The organism is Priestia sp. D3YE.R1, from assembly GCF_049199565.1.
Taxonomy (GTDB): Bacteria; Bacillota; Bacilli; order Bacillales; family Bacillaceae_H; genus Priestia; species Priestia aryabhattai.
Map to the genome: position 1 here is coordinate 406,513 of NZ_JBLTHW010000001.1, position 18,438 is coordinate 424,950.

An 18,438-nucleotide genomic window follows, 5' to 3' on the forward strand; every position below is an offset into this window, starting at 1 on the left:
CATGTTACATCGCTATTTACCAATGACAGAACAAGATCAGCAGCAAATGTTAGCAGCAATTGGTGTTTCATCTGTTGATGATTTATTTTCAGATATTCCGCAGCGCGTTCGTTTTCAAGGAGAATACAATATTAAAAAAGCGGCTTCAGAGCCTCAGCTGTTAAAAGAATTAAATAGTATGGCTGCTAAAAATGTTCATTTAAAAGACTATGCTTCTTTTTTAGGAGCAGGAGTTTACGATCATTACATGCCGGTTATTGTTGATCATGTTATTTCTCGTTCAGAATTTTATACGGCTTATACTCCGTATCAACCAGAAATCTCTCAAGGAGAACTTCAGGCCATCTTTGAATTTCAAACAATGATTTGTGAGTTAACGGGGATGGACGTGGCTAATTCTTCTATGTATGACGGAGGAACTGCTTTAGCAGAAGCCGCTATGCTCAGTGCGGGTCAAACAAAAAAGAAAAAAGTACTTGTCTCTGCGGCTGTTCACCCTGAGTCAAAAGATGTTTTAAAAACGTATGCGAAGGGTCAATACATTGAAGTGGTAGAAATCCCTGCAGCAGACGGAGTAACAGATATGATTGCATTAGAAAAAGAGATGGGGAGTGACGTGGCAGCTGTTATTGTCCAATACCCAAATTTCTACGGACAAATCGAGCCGTTAAAAGAAATTGAAGAAATTACTCATCAAGAAAAATGCATGTTTGTCGTTTCAAGCAATCCTTTATCATTAGGTTTACTTACGCCTCCTGGAGAATTCGGAGCGGACATCGTCATTGGAGATGCACAGCCATTTGGTATTCCAAGTCAATTTGGAGGCCCGCACTGCGGATACTTTGCAACTACGTCTAAGCTTATGCGGAAAATTCCAGGGCGATTAGTAGGGCAAACGGTGGATGAAAACGGTAAGCGAGGGTTTGTATTAACGCTTCAAGCGCGTGAACAGCATATACGCCGCGATAAAGCAACGTCTAACATTTGTTCAAATCAAGCGTTAAATGCTTTAGCAGCATCGGTTGCCATGACAGCTTTAGGCAAGCAAGGTGTAAAAGAAATGGCGCTGCAAAACTTATCAAAAGCGCATTATGCATATGAAGCGTTAAAGGCAAAAGGAGTAAATGTAGCATTTGAAGGAGCGTTTTTTAACGAACTAGTCGTGAAGCTTCCTGTTTCGGTAGCAGAAGCAAACAATCATTTATTAGCATCAAAAATAATTGGCGGTTATGATCTTAGCCGTGATAACCAATCGCTTGAAAATCACATGCTGCTTGCTTTTACAGAGCTCCGTACAAAAGAGGAAATTGACCAACTTGTAAATGAATTGGGGGATCTTCATGCTTAATCAAAATCAATCACTTATTTTTGAAAGCAGTAAAGAAGGGCGAATCGGCTATTCATTGCCGGAGTTAGATGTGCCGCAAGTAAATGCTGAAGAACTGCTTGGAAAAGCGTATGTGCGTACCGAAGCTCCTGAGCTTCCTGAAGTATCAGAACTTGATATTATGCGTCACTACACCGCGCTTTCAAAACGAAATCACGGAGTGGACTCAGGGTTTTATCCGCTTGGTTCATGTACGATGAAATATAATCCAAAAGTGAATGAACAAGCAGCACGCATTGCTGGATTTGCGCATATTCATCCGCTTCAAGATGAGCAAACGGTTCAAGGTGCTCTCGAACTTTTATATGATTTACAAGAGCATTTAACAGAAATTACGGGAATGGATGAAGTAACACTTCAGCCAGCAGCAGGTGCTCACGGCGAGTGGACCGGGCTTATGATGATTCGTGCCTATCACGAAGCAAATGGTGAGACGCAGCGAACAAAAGTCATTGTTCCAGACTCAGCTCATGGAACGAACCCGGCTTCGGCAACAGTTGCGGGATTTGAAACGGTAACGGTAAAATCAAACGAACATGGTTTAGTGGACTTAGAGGATTTACGCCGCGTAGTGGGAGAAGATACAGCCGCTTTAATGTTAACAAACCCAAATACGCTAGGGTTATTTGAAGAAGATATTTTAGAAATGGCTGAAATTGTTCACGCAGCAGGTGGGAAACTTTATTATGATGGTGCAAATTTAAACGCAGTATTAAGTAAAGCTCGCCCTGGAGATATGGGGTTTGACGTTGTGCATTTAAACCTTCATAAAACGTTTACAGGTCCTCATGGAGGAGGCGGTCCTGGTTCTGGTCCGGTAGGGGTAAAAGCAGATTTAATTCCGTATCTGCCTAAACCAGTGCTTGTGAAAACAGAACAAGGCTACCACTTCGACTATAACCGTCCTCAGTCAATTGGACGCGTAAAGCCGTTTTACGGCAACTTCGGTATCAACGTTCGCGCTTATACGTATATTCGTTCAATGGGTCCAGACGGCTTAAAAGCCGTAACGGAAAATGCTGTGTTAAATGCCAACTATATGATGCGTCGTTTAGCAGAGCACTATGAGCTGCCGTTTGACCGTCACTGTAAGCACGAATTTGTTTTATCAGGAAAACGTCAGAAAAAGCTTGGCGTGCGCACATTGGATATTGCGAAACGACTGCTTGATTTTGGCTATCATCCGCCGACTATCTACTTCCCGCTTATTGTAGAAGAGTGCATGATGATCGAACCAACGGAAACGGAGTCGAAAGAAACGCTGGATGCGTTTATCGATGCGATGATTCAAATTGCAAAAGAAGCAGAACAGACGCCTGAACTTGTACAGGAAGCTCCGCATACAACGGTTGTGAAGCGCCTTGACGAAACGCTGGCAGCGAGAAAACCAGTTCTTCGCTATCAGAAAGAACAGGCTGTTCAAAACGTCTAACAAAAAACCTCGCTCAAAGGCGAGGTTTTTCTATATACATATCATTATTTTTTCTTTTTCACTTTACCGTTCCACATTTTGAAGCCGCCTTTTAAATCATAGATTTCTTTAACACCGTGGCGACGAAGCATTTGTGCTGCGCGTCCTGTGCGCATTCCGCTTTGACAATAGATGTAGACAGGCTGATCTGGACGAAATTCTTTAATGCGCATACGGAACTGTGAAAGAGGAATATTTCGTGCGCCTAAAATATGTCCGTTTTCGAATTCATTCGGTTCACGAATATCAACTAGCTGTGCCTTGCGGTAGCCGCTGCGGAATTCTTCTTCAGTTAACGTTTTCATAATGCGACGTTGGACAAAGAACATAACGACAGAGTATATGATGATTATTCCAAGTAAAATGAGTACTGCTGTAATTGGTGACATGCTGATTCTTCCTTTCTTCGACAAAATCCATACTCTTATTATATAAGTGAATGAAATTAGAAGTAAAGCGATTTTGCCTTGAATCTAGCGGATTTCTTCCCGAAAATGAAAAAACTACCACATTTGAATTCACAGTTTTATGTTGCTCTTTGCTTTTCCTTAGCCCAATCTTTTGGTAGACTAAAAAACGGATTTATTTTTTATATTACATATAGCTGAGGATGAGGTAGATGAAAGCAAAGTGGAGATTTATTGATTCCAACAACCGTTCGCCTTATTACAATATGGCGTTAGATGAAGCGTTATTAGAATGGCATAGTAAAGGAGAAATTCCACCTACGATTCGTTTTTACGGATGGAACCCTCCAACGCTGTCGATCGGTTATTTTCAAAAAGCTGAAAAAGAAATTAACTTTGATAAAGTAAAAGAATTAGGACTAGGCTTTGTGAGACGTCCAACGGGCGGCAGAGGCGTGCTTCATGATGAAGAGCTTACTTACAGCGTAATTGTATCTGAAGAGTATCCTAACATGCCTAAGACAGTTACAGAGGCATATCGCGTCATCTCGGAAGGTTTACTGGAAGGATTTCGTTCGTTAGGGCTCGAGGCTTATTTTGCTATTCCTCGTTCAGAAGAAGAAAAAAATAGCTTAAAAAACCCTCGTTCATCCGTGTGTTTTGATGCTCCTTCTTGGTATGAACTAGTTGTAGAGGGCCGCAAAATTGCTGGAAGTGCCCAAACTAGACAAAAAGGAGTTATTCTACAGCACGGCTCTATTCTGTTAGAGATTGATGAAGATAAATTATTCAGCGTGTTTAATTATCCAAATGATCGCGTGAAGGAAAGAATGCAGCGCGCATTTCGTTCTAAAGCGGTAGCCATCAATGCAATTGCGGGCCGCAAAATCCCTATTGAAGAAGCGAAAGAAGCGTTTTACAAAGGATTTGCTTTGGCTCTTGATATTGATTTAGAACCGTATACGCTGTCTGAAGAAGAGGAAGCATATGTAGAAGAACTAGCGCGAACAAAGTACGGATCGGATGAATGGAACTTTAAGCGCTAAACGGATGCCCATGGGAAATAGATAAAAGTGCAACTTCTATAAGTTGCACTTTTTATTGGAATTTTTAGAAATAATGCTTGGCTAATAGAATACATGGGGAAGAAAAGTCAAACACTTTTTTTGCGAAAAAAAAAATATTTCACTTGACACCTTTCTATATGTAGATGTTTGGTCGAGTGTCAAATACTATATATTGAATTCGTCCAAGCCGTGTGGTAAGTTATTGATAGTTGATTGAAAAACTCTTTTTCCTTTAAAAGGAAAAAGAGTTAATAAATTTATAGATGTTCGATAAGTAAGGAGTTGTGAGAATGACTGTTTTGTTAAATCAAAAAGTGAATATGAATGTTGAAAAGCTCAATTCAGATATTGAACGCTTTCCGCAAGTACATCCGATTACACCGGATATGAAGTTGACTCATAAAGGTGTTTCAAGATTGGTAATGTTAGACCGCTATGCGTTTAAAGATACGGAAAAATTAACGTTATCAGAAGGAGATTTTGTTGTTCTAACTGTAAAGGAAGATCCAAAATTTCCAGCACGAGGACTTGGCTATGTGGAAAGCATTAATTTTGAGCAAAAGGCCGCTGTTGTCAAGGTAGAAGATGAGTTTAGAGGTGCTTTATCGCCTGAAGAAGCAGAAAACGGGTTAATTACTCGTTCGCTAGATGTCATTGAAAAGCCTCTAGAAGTCTTCTACGAGCAAATTGCAAAACGTAATGCAACAGGATTAGCTTCTGTGGAAAAAACAGAAGAAAAGCGCAAAGAGTGGTTTGAAAAGTTCTATCAAGAGCTTGTTCAGCTAAACTTTGTACCAGCTGGCCGCGTTCTTTACGGTGCAGGTGCTGACACAGACGTAACGTACTTCAACTGTTACGTAATGCCTTATGTAAAAGATTCACGTGAAGGTATTTCAGAACACCGCAAACAAGTAATGGAAATCATGAGCCGTGGAGGCGGTGTTGGAACGAATGGTTCAACTCTTCGCCCGCGCAACACGCTCGCTCGCGGTGTAAACGGCAAATCATCTGGTTCGGTTTCATGGTTAGATGATATTGCTAAACTGACGCATCTTGTTGAGCAAGGTGGGTCGCGCAGGGGAGCTCAAATGATCATGCTTGCCGACTGGCATCCTGACATTGTAGAGTTTATTATTTCTAAAATGCAAAACCCTCGCATTTTACGTTTCTTAATTGAAAACACAAATGACGAAATGATTAAAAAGCACGCGCAAGATAAATTGAAGTTCACGCCGCTAACAGAGTCTGAAGAAGCGATGTACCAAGGAATCATTAACTATAAACAAATTCCTGGTCTTGGTGGGTTCAGTGAAAAAATCATTAAAGATGCAGAAGAAAAGCTGCAAACAGGCGGAACGTACAGCGTTCATAACTCAGAGTTTTTAACAGGAGCAAACATTTCTGTATGCTTAACAAAAGATTTCATGGATGCTGTTGAAAACGACGGAGAATACGAACTTCGCTTCCCAGACGTAGAAAGCTATTCAAAAGAAGAAATGGCTAATTACAATGAAAACTGGCACGAAGTAGGCGATGTGCGCGAATGGGCAAAACAAGGAAACAAAGTTCGTACGTACCGTACTATCCGTGCAAAAGAGCTATGGAACTTAATTAATATTTGTGCAACGTACTCAGCTGAACCAGGCATTTTCTTCTTCGACAATGCCAATGACATGACAAATGCTCAAGCATATGGTCAGCACGTTGTTGCAACAAATCCATGTGGTGAACAACCACTTGCACCATTCTCCGTCTGCAACTTAGCTGCTGTTAACTTAGCGCAAATGGCAGATAAAGAAATGAAAACAGTTAACTTTGAAAAGCTACGTCAAACAGTTGAAACTGGCGTTAGAATGCAAGATAACGTTATTGATGCAACTCCTTATTTCTTAGAAGAAAACCAAAAGCAAGCGCTTGGCGAACGCCGCGTTGGTCTTGGTGTAATGGGTCTTCACGATCTTCTTATTTATTGTGAAACAGAGTACGGCTCTGACAAAGGCAATGAGTTAGTAGATAAAGTGTTTGAAACAATTGCAACAACGGCTTACCGCGCGTCTGTAGAGCTTGGAAAAGAAAAAGGAAGCTTCCCGTTCTTAGTGGGCGAAACAGATGCTGAAACGGCTTCTTTACGTGAAGCATTCACAAATACAGGCTTCATGAAAAAAATGCCTGAAGATATTCGTGAAAACATTAAAGAGCACGGTATTCGAAACTCTCATCTACTAACAGTAGCGCCAACAGGCAGTACTGGAACAATGGTTGGAGTATCAACGGGTCTTGAACCTTATTTCTCATTCTCATACTTCCGAAGCGGCCGTTTAGGTAAGTTTATTGAAGTAAAAGCTGATATCGTTCAAGAGTATTTAGATCAGCATCCAGAAGCAGATCCAAACAATCTCCCTGAATGGTTCATTTCAGCTATGGAACTTGCACCACAAGCTCACGCGGACGTGCAATGTGTGATTCAGCGCTGGATTGACAGCTCAATTAGTAAAACAGTAAACGCTCCTCGCGGTTACACGGTAGAGCAAGTTCAAAAAGTGTACGAACGTCTGTATAAAGGCGGAGCAAAAGGCGGTACGGTGTACGTAGACGGAAGCCGTGATGCACAAGTCTTAACGCTAAAAGCAGAAGAAAATACATTTGATGAAGAAATTGAAGCGCCAAAAGAAGAAACGAAACCGCACGTGGTGTTAGTTGATACAATTAACGAAATTCGTTCAACTGATGTGACAATTGGTTCTGAAGTAGGCAATACTTGTCCGGTTTGCCGTCAAGGAACGGTAGAAGAAATGGGCGGATGCAACACATGTACAAACTGTGGTGCACAGCTGAAATGCGGCCTTTAATTTTGAACATGATTGACTAGTAAAAGCTGACTCAAACGAGTCAGCTTTTATTATGTATAAAAATGGGGCATAAATAAGAAGCGGGATCGAACGGTTCTTGTATTTGAATAAGCATTGTAGTATGATTTTAATTGAATGTCTTTTATCCAGTTTTATCTTATGACATCGCTTTATTTACACGTTTTTTTCACATAGATTATCAAACATGAACACGATATCACTATAAGAAACAGACATTTATGACTTATTATTAGCAATACATAATATTAATTGGGGGAGATTTCATGCCTACACCGAGTATGGAAGATTATATTGAACAAATATATATGCTAATTGAAGATAAAGGATACGCTCGAGTGTCTGATATTGCTGATGCATTGGCGGTTCACCCCTCATCTGTAACGAAGATGGTTCAAAAACTAGACAAAGATGAGTACTTAATTTATGAAAAATATCGAGGCCTTGTTTTAACAGCTAAGGGACAGAAGATTGGAAAACGTCTTGTTTATCGCCACGAGCTTTTAGAGCAGCTATTGCGAATTATTGGCGTGGATGAGAAAAATATTTATGATGACGTAGAAGGAATTGAACATCATTTAAGCTGGAATTCCATTGATCGAATTGGAGATTTGGTTCAATACTTTGAAGAAAATCATAACCGTATTCAAGATCTTCGCAATGTACAAAAACGAAATGAAGAAGAGCAGAAATTATAAGAGAAAAGCAGCGGCCAATAGCGTCACTGCTTTTTTCTTTTTATCATAACTTGTTGCTGAGTCGACTACAAATGTAGAGTGGGTAGTTTGGAGGAGAGGCTGTGTACGTCGACGGAGTGTTTTCAGGTGGCGGTATTAAAGGGCTTGCACTGATTGGCGCGTTACAAGCTCTAGAGGAAAAAGGCTTGATCTTTCGGCGGTTAGCCGGAACGAGTGCGGGTTCCATTATTTGTGCATTTGTAGCAGCCGGTTATACAAGTGAAGAAATTGTTGAAATGATGAATGAAATTGAGTTATCTTCTTTTTTAGATCAAAGAATGTCTTTTTTACCATCAAGCTTGACAAAGTGGCTGTTTTTATATTGGAAAATGGGATTATATAAAGGAGAAAGGCTTGAAAAGTGGATTGCTGAGAAACTGCGGAGCAGAGGAATTCGTACATTTGCTGATTTGCCTGATCAGTCGCTGCGTATTATTGCTTCAGATTTGACCAACAGTACGATGCTTGTTCTTCCAGATGATTTGCCTAAATATCAAATCGACCCGAATCGCTTTTCTGTAGCAAGAGCCGTTCGAATGAGCTGCAGCATTCCATATTTTTTTGAGCCGGTTAAATTAAAATCTACTCCAAGCAGTTTAATAGTCGACGGGGGCGTGTTAAGCAACTTTCCAATTTTTCTCTTTGATGATGATAAAAGTCTTAAGAAACGACCGGTAATTGGTGTGAAGCTGAGCCCGAAGGACGAAGAGAGAGAACGGAATAAAATTAAAAATGCCGTTGGTTTATTCAGTGCGCTTTTTGAGACGATGAAAGATGCGCACGATGCAAGACATATTTCAAAACGTCACGAAAAAAATATTATCTTTTTACCTGTTAATCAAGTTTTTGCGACAGAATTTACTCTCACAGAAGAACGGAAAGAAGAGCTGATTGCGTTTGGCAAAAAGCGTACAAGGGCATTTTTGAAAAAATGGTGCTATTAAAAAAACAAGGAGGCTCTTCTCCTTGTTTTTTTAAAAGAATGCTCTATTTTTCTTTTTTCCTTTTGTACCTTCGATGACGGTCAAGTGTGAGTTGTTTTTCTTTTTCTTTAGCGGTTTCGTTGATTTGGATACCGGGCGCTTATTTGAGCTTCGGTACGTATGCATATCAACTTTGTTGCTTCCTCGCTCTTTTTCTTTTTGACGCAGTTTCGATTGCTTTACTGCGCGCACATAGCCTCTATCTTGACCTTTTGTCTGAGAAGGGCGGAGAATAAACCGATAAACTAAGTAAAACAAAATGATAAACAGAAAAATATAACCTGCTTGACGTAATAAAACAGCTGGATCTGTAATCAACGTAAATGCAAAGCCAATGACTCCTAACCCGATTAGACCATATACAAGTGGTTTCACGAATGGACGTCTCATTTTGTTCACCTCCTAAAATAGTAAAAAAAGAAAGCAAAACGGTGTGGATTAGACAACTTGTTCGTCAGTGGTAGAAGAAAGTTCATTTTCAACGCGTAAAAGTTCTTTAAATGAAGCAATCGCAACTTCAACTTGATCATCTTTTGGTTCTTTGGTTGTTAAAAGCTGAAGCCATAAACCGGGATAACCTAAAAAGCGAAGAAGAGGGACATGACGAACTTTATTGGTTAACTGTAACACTTCAAATGATAAACCAAGGACAACTGGAATTAATGCAAGGCGATCCACAATTCGTAACCAAAGAGGATCCGTTGGAACGAGTAGGTAGACAAACATTCCTACAACTACGGTAAAGAGGATAAAGCTACTTCCGCAGCGATAATGAAGTCGAGATTGTACTTGAACGGCTTCTACCGTAAGTTCAGCATTGTTTTCATATGCATTAATGACCTTGTGTTCTGCTCCATGATATTGAAACACCCGTTTAATAAGTGGCGTTTGTGAAATCACATAAATATAGCCAAGGAGCAATAATAGTTTAAATACTCCTTCAATAAAAACTTGAGCTACACTTGAAGTGAAAACAGGACGTGTCAATTGTGCTAAAAACACAGGAATCAATGTAAATAGTACTTTCCCGAAAAGAAAGGATATTACACCAATAGTTGCAACGCCAAATATTAAAGATAGTTTTGATTCTTTTTTCTCTTTTTGTTGTTCTGCTGCTACTTGAGCATCATCTTCTGGATTCACGTCATAGCGTTCAGAGGAAAAGTTCAAGTGCTGCGTACCGTTTGCACTAGCTTCAACAATAGCTGCAATTCCTCTTAAAAAAGGAATTTTTTTTAAAGCAGTGAGTACGGAATTTGATTTTCTTTTTGAATGAAAATAATCAATAGATTGATCTTTGCGGCGAATAGCCGTTACCATCATACGTTTGCCACCGAACATGACACCTTCTATAACGGCTTGACCACCATACGCAGGTTTTTGTAATTTAGACATTTCAGGCACCAACCTAACTTAACTAGACTTCTTAGTATTTTATATTCTACAGCAAAATCAAATAAACCTCTAGGCGGATGCATGTTATCTAGTTTAGCCAATATTTTTCATCTCCACACCCTCGTTATGAATTTTTTTCCTTTCATTTATAAAATTTGTTTATAAAACTCTGTGCGAAGTAGTTTTAAAATATCTCTTCGATATCAGGCTCCCTTCTTGCGTATAGGAAGAGTAATAAACGTAAAAACTTAGAAATGAGTCGGTAGGAAATGAGAAAAAAGTTCATACTACATCAAGAGGTGATTAATATGTCAGAACCTAAAGAACAGCATGAAAAAAAACAGGATAACCACCCTACGCATAAACAGGAAATGTCTTTTTTATTTAAAGCTATCTTTATTTCCTTTTTTGGAGGGGTTTTCTGGAGCTTTATTGGCTATTTAAATTATCTGTTTAGCTTTAGCATTATCAATCCAAATATGCTTTTAGATCCATGGGCATTAGGTGATTGGAAGGATAAAGGAATAGGTGTTATCGTCAGTATTTTTCTTATAGGGGTATTATCTATTGTTGTCGGGTTGTTATACTACGTCCTATTAAAGAAGTTTAAAACAATTTGGATAGGTTTTGCCTACGGCTTATTATGGTGGGGAATTGTATTCGTTGTTTTGAACCCGCTCTTTCCCAACTTAAAAACAATTGGAGAGCTTCCAGCTAACACGATTATTTCATCCCTCTGTATTTATATTTTATATGGTGTATTCATTGGATATTCCATTTCTTTTGAAGCGGCAGAGCTTCAAACAAAAGATGAGTCTACAGATTTTCAAACGGCGAATAAGTAGTGTGAATGTTCCAACGTATGCTAATATATTCTGTATAATGATTTAAAAAGAAAAATAAAGTGCAAATTCACATAAGTGAGCTGCATAAAGGGTTCGTAGTAGGGGAGAGTGTTGAAGTAAGATGAATAAGATTTTAGTAATAAACGGTCCTAATTTAAATCGTTTAGGCGTACGCGAACCAGCGGTATATGGGACAGATAATCTTCAAAATCTTGAAGAGAGGCTTCAGCGAGCAGGCAGAGACCACGGAGTAGAAGTTGAGTGCGTACAGTCTAACCATGAAGGTGTAATTATCGACTGGATTCACGAAGCGGATGAGAAGTTTGATGGTATTATGATCAATCCTGGGGCTTTTACTCACTACAGTTATGCCATTCGAGATGCGATTGCCAGTATATCTGTTCCCGTTATTGAAGTGCATATTTCGAACGTACATAAGCGTGAAGAGTTTCGCCACCATTCGGTGACGGCACCTGTTACGCATGGTCAAATTGTTGGGTTAGGTTTATACGGATATGAGCTTGCCCTGCAGGCACTTTTACAATTAAGGGGGAAATAAAATGAAAATCGAAAAACTACGCGAACAGTTTTCAAAATTGAATGTAGATGGTGTTGTAATTACAAGCGAATATAACAGACGCTATATGACTAATTTTACAGGATCTGCAGGTGTCGTTATCATTTCTGAAGACAAAGCGGCATTTGTAACAGATTTTCGTTATGTTGAACAAGCAACTAGTCAAACAGAAGGTTTTGATATTGTTCAGCACAAGGGTCCTATTGTAGAAGAAGTAGCAAATGTAGTGAAACAATTTGGAATTAAAAAGCTTGGCTTTGAACAGAATTATGTTACATATGGACAGCATCAATTATTTGATAAGCATATCGGCGCGGAACTTGTTCCAATCTCGCACGCAATCGAAAACTTACGCTTGATAAAGAGTGACTCAGAGATTAAGATATTAAAGGAAGCTGCAAAAATAGCAGATGCAGCATATGAACATATTTTAACCTTTGTTCGTCCTGGTTTAACAGAGCTTCAAGTGTCTAATGAACTGGAGTTCTTTATGAGAAAACAAGGCGCAACATCTTCATCTTTTGATACAATTGTTGCTTCAGGGCATCGCGGGGCTTTACCGCATGGTGTTGCTTCTGACAAAGTAATTGAAAAAGGCGAACTTGTAACGCTTGATTTTGGCGCATACTATAATGGTTACTGTTCAGATATCACACGAACATTTGCCGTCGGTGAAGTAAGTGATAAGCTAAAAGAAATTTATAATGTCGTACTGCAAGCACAGCTTAACGGAATGAACGGCATCAAAGCAGGTATGACGGGTAAAGAAGCAGATGCGCTAACGCGTGATTATATTACAGAACACGGATACGGCCAGTATTTTGGACATTCGACCGGTCACGGCGTAGGGTTAGAAGTACACGAAGGCCCATCGCTTTCTGTAAAATCTACAGATGTACTGCAGCCAGGTATGATTGTAACCGTTGAACCAGGTATTTACATACCAGACTTAGGGGGCGTTCGTATTGAAGATGATACGGTCGTCACAGCAGAAGGTAATGAGGCATTATCGCACTCATCAAAAGAGTTCATTATTTTATAAAATGTAGGAGGATTTCTTCATGATTTCAGTAAATGATTTTCGTACAGGTTTGACAGTAGAAGTAGACGGAGGTATTTGGCGTGTAATGGATTTCCAACACGTAAAGCCTGGTAAAGGCGCTGCATTCGTTCGCTCAAAACTGCGTAACCTTCGTACAGGAGCTGTGCAAGAAAAAACGTTCCGTGCAGGTGAAAAGGTAGGAAAAGCTCAAATTGATAATCGTAAAATGCAATATCTATATGCAAGCGGCGATCAGCACGTATTCATGGACAACCAGTCTTATGAGCAATTAGAGCTTCCGGCGAGTGCAATTGAATATGAGCTAAAATTCTTAAAAGAAAATATGGAAGTAGCAATTATGATGTACCAAGGTGAGACATTAGGTGTTGAACTTCCAAACACAGTTGAGCTTAAAGTAACAGAAACTGAACCTGGTATTAAAGGTGACACAGCTTCTGGCGGTACAAAACCGGCAACTGTTGAAACTGGTTTAACAGTAAACGTTCCGTTCTTCGTAAATGAAGGTGACGTATTAATTATCAACACAACAGACAGCAGCTACGTATCACGCGCGTAATTCGGTCGTGTAAGCAAGCTGCAAACACACAAAAAAGGCAGAGAATCATTCTCTGCCTTTTTTGTGTGTTTTTTGGTGCTAACCCTTCCTTATTTTGCATAGGTTGTACTAAACAACGCAGAGATATAGGAGGGGCTTATGAAGCAGTGGTTGGATCATTTAAACGGTACGGTATTAACGATGGCGTGCCTTCGATTTATTTCTTCATTTATTGAGTTTATTGCCGCTATTTTAATTGTAACAAACAATGATGTGAAAAAAGCATTAATGATTAATGGAATGCTAGCGCTTGTTGGTCCGATTGTGATGGTGAGTTCTTTCACCATTGGTTTAGTGTCCGTAGCAGATCAATTATCTTTTGGAAAATTAATCATGATTGTAATAGGGGTGCTCTTCATTTTAATCGGTGTTTTTAAATAAAAGGTAGGCATAAAATGGTCAAGCTCATAATACATTGAAATGAGTTCAAATATGAGGGGATGAATATGTTAAACGAAATACTTACAATTTTTCCGCCTAATTTAAAAAAGACTGTTGAATTTTATGTCACAAACCATTCTCATGTACTAGAAGAAATTCGAGTGCGCATAGGAAGACCTATCGAATTTACAATCAACAATCAGCCTTATTTCGAATCGTATCTTCCAAGTGCAGAAGATGCTTTATTTATCTTAAATAAATTAAGCCAGTTTTCGATTTATATGATTGAAGAAGAATTAAAAAAAGGATATGTCACCATTGAAGGCGGACACCGGGTTGGACTAGCGGGAAAAGTTGTAACGGAAAATGGACAGGTTCGTGTGATTCGAGATGTATCATCCTTTAATATCCGGATTGCTAAACAAAAGATTGGCATTTCGAATCAGCTTATTCCTTTTTTATACAATCGTTATTGGCAAAGTACGGTCATTATAGGACCTCCGCAAACAGGAAAAACAACCATGATTCGTGATTTAGCCAGAGTAATAAGTACTGGCATAGAGCGCTCTAAGATTCCTCCGTTTAAAGTAGGGATTGTAGATGAACGATCAGAAATTGCTGGGGCTGTTAAAGGAGTTCCTCAGCATACATTTGGATCTAGAATGGATTTATTAGATAGCTGTCCAAAAGCTGAAGGCATGATGATGATGATTCGCTCCATGAGTCCCGATGTACTGATCGTGGATGAAGTTGGAAGTGAAGAAGATTGTAAGGCCGTACTTGAAGCCGTTAATGCTGGCGTTCGTGTCATTATGACTGTTCATGGGTATGACATTGACGATTTAATGAAGCGTCCCACTTTGCAAGCTTTAATGAAACTTCACGTATTTAAAAGGTATGTTGTGCTATCGAACAGCCGAGGTCCTGGAACACTTCAGGCTATCTATGATGAGCATTATAACTCCATGAAAACGACCGCTGAAAAGTCGCTTATTGAAAATAGTAAAGGATGATGGTGTATGAAACTGTTTGGTGCCATCTTTATCTTATTTGCTTCCACTTACACAGGATTTGAGTTTGCAAAGCAGCTTAGCGAAAGACCTAGGCAGCTCAGGCAATTAAAAACGGCTCTTCGGTCGTTAGAAGCAGAAATTATGTACAGCAACCGGCCTCTTCAAGAAGTTGCTCATTTGTTATCTTTACAGCTTCCTAACCCTTTAGCTTCTTTATTTAGCGAGTTTTCAATGAAATTAAAAGAAGGTACTGAAAGTGTCAAGGAAGCTTGGGAAAAGACGTTGGATCAATTTTGGAAACAAACCGCACTTAAAACAGGAGAACTAGAAATCTTAAAACAATTTGGTGAAACGCTTGGTCAGCATGATCGTTATTCGCAGCAAAAGCATATCTTGCTGACGCTGAATCATCTCGAACGCGAAGAACAAGATGCAGTTGATAAGCAGAATCGCTATGAAAAAATGGTTAAAAGTTTGGGCTTTCTATCTGGATTGCTACTGGTCATCCTATTGATGTAGCGATGGAGGAGGATTGAATGTGGGAATTGATATGAACACCATTTTTCAGATTGCTGGGATTGGTATCGTCGTAGCTTTTTTAGTCACCGTACTCGAACAGATGGGAAAAAAAGATTACGCGAATTGGGTTACCCTCATCGGTTTTATTTATATTTTATTTATGGTTGCTTCGATTGTGGAGGACTTATTTCAAAAAATCAAATCGGTTTTTTTATTTCAAGGGTAGAGGGGTGATTTGCCATTGAAATGCTTCAAATTGTGGGCTTAGGATTAGTAGCGACATTTTTGGCACTTATTTTAAAAGAACATAAATCACCTATTGCTTTTTTACTTGTCGTATTCGTGGGATCCGTGATCTTTCTTTTTTTAATTGATCAAATCTACGAGATTATTAAGATGGTTGAGCGGCTGTCGATCAATGCCCACGTTAACATGATTTATGTGGAAACCATTTTGAAAATCATTGGTATTGCCTATATCGCCGAATTTGGTGCTCAAATTACGAAAGATGCAGGACAAGGTGCCATTGCTTCCAAAATTGAATTAGGTGGAAAAGTGCTGATTCTCTCCATGGCAATTCCTATTTTGACGGTCATTATTGAAACGATTATTTCAATGCTGCCCAATTAATTTTACTTAATATGAGGTGACGAAATGAAGCGGTGGACGTTTAAAGTGAATATACTCGCTCTTCTTTTGTTCCTCTTTTTTTTCTTTCCAGAAAATGTACAAGCTTCCGAACCCCCGAAGCAGCAAGAACTTGTCAATGAACAAATTGATAAGCTCGGTATCGATGAAGTCAAACAGTTTTGGGACGATATTATTACCCAATACGGCGGCTTTTTACCCGAGAGTCAGAAGGGAAGTTTAGTCGATTTTTTAAAAGGAGAAAAAGAGTTCTCTCTTAAAGAATGGCTAGGAGGTCTTGTAAAGTTTTTATTTCACGAAGTATTAGCGAATGGAAAGCTCCTCGGTACGCTCATTATGCTAACGGTTTTTAGCGTGTTTTTGCAAACGCTCCAAAGTGCGTTTAATCAGCAAACCGTAAGTAAAGTAGCGTATGCGCTTGTATATATGGTTTTGATCATCATTGCTCTTAATAGCTTTCAAATTGCTATCTCTTATGCAACGGGAGCGATTGAGACCATGACCAAATTTATTTTAGCTCTGGTGCCGCTGCTGCTTGCCTTAATGGCATCATCAGGAGGAGTTGTATCGGCAGCCTTTTTTCATCCGATGATTTTGTTTTTAATGAACACAAGCGGTTTGCTTATTCAATACGTAGTGATGCCGCTGCTTTTTCTTTCAGCACTGCTTAGCATTGTGAGTACGATTTCAGATGAGCATAAGGTTACACAGCTTGCTCAGTTGTTAAGAAATATAAGCATTGGCGTGCTTGGAATATTCTTAACCGTCTTTTTAGGTGTGCTGTCCGTTCAAGGTGCCACATCAGCTGTTGCTGACGGTATTACGATTCGAACGGCAAAGTTTGTCACAGGGAACTTTATACCTGTTGTAGGGCGTGTGTTCACAGATGCGGCTGATACAGTCATCAGTGCCTCGCTTCTATTAAAGAATTCAGTAGGGATTGCTGGAGTAGCAGTCTTACTGTTAATCGTCGCGTTTCCGGCTATTAAAGTGTTAACGCTCGCTTTTATCTATAAGCTAGCAGCAGCTCTTCTTCAACCCATTGGAGGAGGACCGGTTATTTCCTGCTTGAGCATTATCAGCAAAAGCGTCATCTATATTTTTGCGGCGCTTGCGGTTGTCTCGCTCATGTTTTTCTTATGTTTAACGGTCATCATTACAGCGAGCAACGTCACAATGATGGTGAGGTGAAGAAATTGCAGGCCTTAACGACGTGGATTACTAATATCGTTCTTTTTATCTTATTAGCTACCATTATTAATTTACTGTTGCCCAATTCTAGTTTTCAAAAGTATACGAAGCTGGTGGTTGGACTTCTTTTGATGCTGATTATTATTACACCCGTTTTTCAAATTTTTAAAGTGGATGTTAATCAAATGCTGAAATCACTTAGCTTATCATCTATTCGATCCGATCAGCAGGTAGAAAATTCAATAGAAAATCAGAAAAAAGAAATACAAGCTTCACAACGTGCATATATTTTAGAACAAATGGCTGTCCAAATGGAGGCAGATGTAAAAGAGGAGTTGATGGATCAGTATGGTGTAGCAATTGATCGAATTCACATTGAAACAAAAAAGCCGAACGACGAACCTACCGCTGATAATATTAAATCCATTTCAGTTGCCGTAAGTAAAAAAGCATCGGATGATTCCGAGGTTGTTTCAGCTGTGAAAATTATTTCTATTGATACCTCCACACCGATCGAAACAAACAAACCAACAGAATCCAAGAAATTATCCAACTATTTAGCAGCAAAATGGGATGTAAAACAAGGCCAAGTTGTTGTGAATATGGAGGAGGGAGACACGAAATGAGTCAAAAACCAGAAAAAGGTGACCCATCATTTTTTCAGCGGTTCTTTTCACTTAAACAGTCATCAACTACGAAGAAACCTTCAAAGTTAATGTATATAGGCATTTTACTAGCAGCAGGCGTTATCTTTATGGTATTTAGCAACTCACTCACAACATCTATGAATTCAGGCGGATTATTAAAGAGTGCAAGCAAAGAAACCAGCGCACCACCGGTATCACAGGATGTTCCCGCTTTTAGCTCCAAAAAGACAACAACGATGACAGGTTATGAAGAGCGGTATGAGGAAGAATTGAAAGATATTTTGGATCAAGTTAGAGGCGTAAGTAAGGTAAAAGTAATTGTGAACCTAGATGCAACAGAATCCAAAATATATGAAAAAAACAGCGTGACAAAATCGCAAACCACCAACGAAACGGACCGTGAAGGAGGGACTCGTAAAGTTGAAGATTCCTCAACAGATGAACAGCTGGTCATTGTAAGAAGTGGAGAACAAGAAAAGCCTGTTGTAGTTAAAACCGAAAAGCCAAAAGTAAGAGGTGTGTTAGTTGTCGCTAAAGGAGCTGATAATATCGAGGTAAAGAAATCTATTATTGAAGCCGTGACAAGAGCGCTCGATATACCAAGTCATAGAGTAGCAGTATTAGCGAAAAAAGGATGAGGGGGAA

At 39.4% G+C, this 18,438-nt stretch carries 21 protein-coding genes; 18 read left to right on the plus strand and 3 right to left on the minus strand.

Annotation, left to right across the window (positions count from 1 at the left end; translation table 11 throughout):
- Position 1 precedes the first annotated feature (1 nt).
- Together gcvPA and gcvPB are read left to right on the plus strand one after the other, a co-directional pair.
- Positions 2 to 1,348: an aminomethyl-transferring glycine dehydrogenase subunit GcvPA gene (gene gcvPA / locus ACOZIR_RS02120; RefSeq protein WP_421535501.1), complete on the plus strand. Its 1,347-nt coding sequence runs from the start codon at positions 2 to 4 to the stop codon at positions 1,346 to 1,348.
- On the plus strand, positions 1,341 to 2,819 hold the full coding sequence (gene gcvPB / locus ACOZIR_RS02125; protein WP_045295430.1) for an aminomethyl-transferring glycine dehydrogenase subunit GcvPB: 1,479 nt from the start codon (positions 1,341 to 1,343) through the stop codon (positions 2,817 to 2,819). The genes gcvPA and gcvPB overlap by 8 nt, the downstream gene beginning before the upstream one ends.
- 44 nt (positions 2,820 to 2,863) lie before the next feature.
- Here the strand turns inward: gcvPB and ACOZIR_RS02130 are convergent, their stop codons facing one another.
- A complete protein-coding gene (locus ACOZIR_RS02130; protein WP_045295429.1) occupies positions 2,864 to 3,247 on the minus strand; it encodes a rhodanese-like domain-containing protein in 384 nt (127 codons plus the stop codon).
- Between the two features lie 230 nt (positions 3,248 to 3,477).
- Between ACOZIR_RS02130 and ACOZIR_RS02135 the strand changes: the two genes are divergently transcribed.
- The 4 genes from ACOZIR_RS02135 (at position 3,478) to ACOZIR_RS02150 (ending at position 8,880) form a co-directional block, all read left to right on the plus strand.
- Positions 3,478 to 4,311: a lipoate--protein ligase family protein gene (locus tag ACOZIR_RS02135; protein ID WP_045295428.1), complete on the plus strand. Its 834-nt coding sequence runs from the start codon at positions 3,478 to 3,480 to the stop codon at positions 4,309 to 4,311.
- 311 nt (positions 4,312 to 4,622) lie between these two features.
- Positions 4,623 to 7,181 (plus strand): vitamin B12-dependent ribonucleotide reductase, encoded by a 2,559-nt coding sequence (locus tag ACOZIR_RS02140; protein ID WP_045295427.1) that lies wholly within the window; start codon positions 4,623 to 4,625, stop codon positions 7,179 to 7,181.
- 284 nt (positions 7,182 to 7,465) lie between these two features.
- Complete coding sequence (gene mntR, locus ACOZIR_RS02145; RefSeq protein WP_013085004.1) at positions 7,466 to 7,897, plus strand: transcriptional regulator MntR; 432 nt, start codon at positions 7,466 to 7,468, stop codon at positions 7,895 to 7,897.
- Between the two features lie 101 nt (positions 7,898 to 7,998).
- The gene (locus ACOZIR_RS02150) at positions 7,999 to 8,880 is read left to right on the plus strand and encodes a patatin-like phospholipase family protein (RefSeq protein ID WP_016765549.1); all 882 of its coding nucleotides are present in this window, start codon (positions 7,999 to 8,001) and stop codon (positions 8,878 to 8,880) included.
- 30 nt (positions 8,881 to 8,910) lie between these two features.
- On the opposite strand, the gene ACOZIR_RS02155 is transcribed toward ACOZIR_RS02150, so the two are convergent.
- Both ACOZIR_RS02155 and ACOZIR_RS02160 read right to left on the minus strand, forming a co-directional pair.
- Entirely contained in the window at positions 8,911 to 9,309 is a 399-nt protein-coding gene (locus ACOZIR_RS02155; protein WP_421535502.1) for an SA1362 family protein, read from the minus strand.
- 48 nt (positions 9,310 to 9,357) lie between these two features.
- Positions 9,358 to 10,314: a DUF1385 domain-containing protein gene (locus ACOZIR_RS02160; RefSeq protein ID WP_045295426.1), complete on the minus strand. Its 957-nt coding sequence runs from the start codon at positions 10,312 to 10,314 to the stop codon at positions 9,358 to 9,360.
- A gap of 308 nt (positions 10,315 to 10,622) precedes the next feature.
- Between ACOZIR_RS02160 and ACOZIR_RS02165 the strand changes: the two genes are divergently transcribed.
- The 12 genes from ACOZIR_RS02165 to spoIIIAG all read left to right on the plus strand — a co-directional run bounded on the left by ACOZIR_RS02165 (position 10,623) and on the right by spoIIIAG (position 18,431).
- Positions 10,623 to 11,159, plus strand: coding sequence for a YqhR family membrane protein (locus ACOZIR_RS02165; protein WP_045295425.1), 537 nt, complete (start codon positions 10,623 to 10,625; stop codon positions 11,157 to 11,159).
- Between the two features lie 121 nt (positions 11,160 to 11,280).
- Positions 11,281 to 11,718, plus strand: a complete 438-nt coding sequence (gene aroQ / locus ACOZIR_RS02170; protein WP_045295424.1) for a type II 3-dehydroquinate dehydratase — start codon at positions 11,281 to 11,283, stop codon at positions 11,716 to 11,718.
- A gap of 1 nt (position 11,719) precedes the next feature.
- On the plus strand, positions 11,720 to 12,778 hold the full coding sequence (locus tag ACOZIR_RS02175) for a M24 family metallopeptidase (protein ID WP_045295423.1): 1,059 nt from the start codon (positions 11,720 to 11,722) through the stop codon (positions 12,776 to 12,778).
- Positions 12,779 to 12,797: 19 nt separating this feature from the next.
- A complete protein-coding gene (gene efp, locus ACOZIR_RS02180) occupies positions 12,798 to 13,355 on the plus strand; it encodes an elongation factor P (protein ID WP_013059155.1) in 558 nt (185 codons plus the stop codon).
- Between the two features lie 138 nt (positions 13,356 to 13,493).
- The gene (locus ACOZIR_RS02185) at positions 13,494 to 13,775 is read left to right on the plus strand and encodes a YqhV family protein (RefSeq protein WP_028411599.1); all 282 of its coding nucleotides are present in this window, start codon (positions 13,494 to 13,496) and stop codon (positions 13,773 to 13,775) included.
- Positions 13,776 to 13,840: 65 nt separating this feature from the next.
- Positions 13,841 to 14,788, plus strand: coding sequence for a stage III sporulation protein AA (gene spoIIIAA / locus ACOZIR_RS02190; protein ID WP_421535503.1), 948 nt, complete (start codon positions 13,841 to 13,843; stop codon positions 14,786 to 14,788).
- 6 nt (positions 14,789 to 14,794) lie between these two features.
- The gene (gene spoIIIAB / locus ACOZIR_RS02195; protein ID WP_028411597.1) at positions 14,795 to 15,307 is read left to right on the plus strand and encodes a stage III sporulation protein SpoIIIAB; all 513 of its coding nucleotides are present in this window, start codon (positions 14,795 to 14,797) and stop codon (positions 15,305 to 15,307) included.
- Between the two features lie 19 nt (positions 15,308 to 15,326).
- Positions 15,327 to 15,533, plus strand: coding sequence for a stage III sporulation protein AC (gene spoIIIAC / locus ACOZIR_RS02200; protein ID WP_013059151.1), 207 nt, complete (start codon positions 15,327 to 15,329; stop codon positions 15,531 to 15,533).
- Between the two features lie 20 nt (positions 15,534 to 15,553).
- The gene (spoIIIAD, locus tag ACOZIR_RS02205) at positions 15,554 to 15,937 is read left to right on the plus strand and encodes a stage III sporulation protein AD (RefSeq protein ID WP_013059150.1); all 384 of its coding nucleotides are present in this window, start codon (positions 15,554 to 15,556) and stop codon (positions 15,935 to 15,937) included.
- A gap of 24 nt (positions 15,938 to 15,961) precedes the next feature.
- A complete protein-coding gene (gene spoIIIAE / locus ACOZIR_RS02210; protein WP_013059149.1) occupies positions 15,962 to 17,146 on the plus strand; it encodes a stage III sporulation protein AE in 1,185 nt (394 codons plus the stop codon).
- Between the two features lie 5 nt (positions 17,147 to 17,151).
- Positions 17,152 to 17,772, plus strand: a complete 621-nt coding sequence (spoIIIAF, locus tag ACOZIR_RS02215; RefSeq protein ID WP_045295099.1) for a stage III sporulation protein AF — start codon at positions 17,152 to 17,154, stop codon at positions 17,770 to 17,772.
- Positions 17,769 to 18,431: a stage III sporulation protein AG gene (spoIIIAG, locus tag ACOZIR_RS02220; protein WP_013084996.1), complete on the plus strand. Its 663-nt coding sequence runs from the start codon at positions 17,769 to 17,771 to the stop codon at positions 18,429 to 18,431. Before spoIIIAF ends, spoIIIAG begins: the two co-directional genes overlap by 4 nt.
- The last annotated feature ends 7 nt before the right edge of the window (positions 18,432 to 18,438 follow it).

What these genes read in the sequence shown, in the direction of transcription:
- gcvPA (WP_421535501.1), top strand. Translation starts at nt 2, where the DNA reads ATGTTACATCGCTATTTACCAATGACAGAACAAGATCAGCAGCAAATG.
- gcvPB (WP_045295430.1), top strand. Translation starts at nt 1,341, where the DNA reads ATGCTTAATCAAAATCAATCACTTATTTTTGAAAGCAGTAAAGAAGGG.
- ACOZIR_RS02130 (WP_045295429.1), bottom strand. Translation starts at nt 3,247, where the DNA reads ATGTCACCAATTACAGCAGTACTCATTTTACTTGGAATAATCATCATA.
- ACOZIR_RS02135 (WP_045295428.1), top strand. Translation starts at nt 3,478, where the DNA reads ATGAAAGCAAAGTGGAGATTTATTGATTCCAACAACCGTTCGCCTTAT.
- ACOZIR_RS02140 (WP_045295427.1), top strand. Translation starts at nt 4,623, where the DNA reads ATGACTGTTTTGTTAAATCAAAAAGTGAATATGAATGTTGAAAAGCTC.
- mntR (WP_013085004.1), top strand. Translation starts at nt 7,466, where the DNA reads ATGCCTACACCGAGTATGGAAGATTATATTGAACAAATATATATGCTA.
- ACOZIR_RS02155 (WP_421535502.1), bottom strand. Translation starts at nt 9,309, where the DNA reads ATGAGACGTCCATTCGTGAAACCACTTGTATATGGTCTAATCGGGTTA.
- ACOZIR_RS02160 (WP_045295426.1), bottom strand. Translation starts at nt 10,314, where the DNA reads ATGTCTAAATTACAAAAACCTGCGTATGGTGGTCAAGCCGTTATAGAA.
- ACOZIR_RS02165 (WP_045295425.1), top strand. Translation starts at nt 10,623, where the DNA reads ATGTCAGAACCTAAAGAACAGCATGAAAAAAAACAGGATAACCACCCT.
- aroQ (WP_045295424.1), top strand. Translation starts at nt 11,281, where the DNA reads ATGAATAAGATTTTAGTAATAAACGGTCCTAATTTAAATCGTTTAGGC.
- ACOZIR_RS02175 (WP_045295423.1), top strand. Translation starts at nt 11,720, where the DNA reads ATGAAAATCGAAAAACTACGCGAACAGTTTTCAAAATTGAATGTAGAT.
- efp (WP_013059155.1), top strand. Translation starts at nt 12,798, where the DNA reads ATGATTTCAGTAAATGATTTTCGTACAGGTTTGACAGTAGAAGTAGAC.
- ACOZIR_RS02185 (WP_028411599.1), top strand. Translation starts at nt 13,494, where the DNA reads ATGAAGCAGTGGTTGGATCATTTAAACGGTACGGTATTAACGATGGCG.
- spoIIIAA (WP_421535503.1), top strand. Translation starts at nt 13,841, where the DNA reads ATGTTAAACGAAATACTTACAATTTTTCCGCCTAATTTAAAAAAGACT.
- spoIIIAB (WP_028411597.1), top strand. Translation starts at nt 14,795, where the DNA reads ATGAAACTGTTTGGTGCCATCTTTATCTTATTTGCTTCCACTTACACA.
- spoIIIAD (WP_013059150.1), top strand. Translation starts at nt 15,554, where the DNA reads ATGCTTCAAATTGTGGGCTTAGGATTAGTAGCGACATTTTTGGCACTT.
- spoIIIAE (WP_013059149.1), top strand. Translation starts at nt 15,962, where the DNA reads ATGAAGCGGTGGACGTTTAAAGTGAATATACTCGCTCTTCTTTTGTTC.
- spoIIIAG (WP_013084996.1), top strand. Translation starts at nt 17,769, where the DNA reads ATGAGTCAAAAACCAGAAAAAGGTGACCCATCATTTTTTCAGCGGTTC.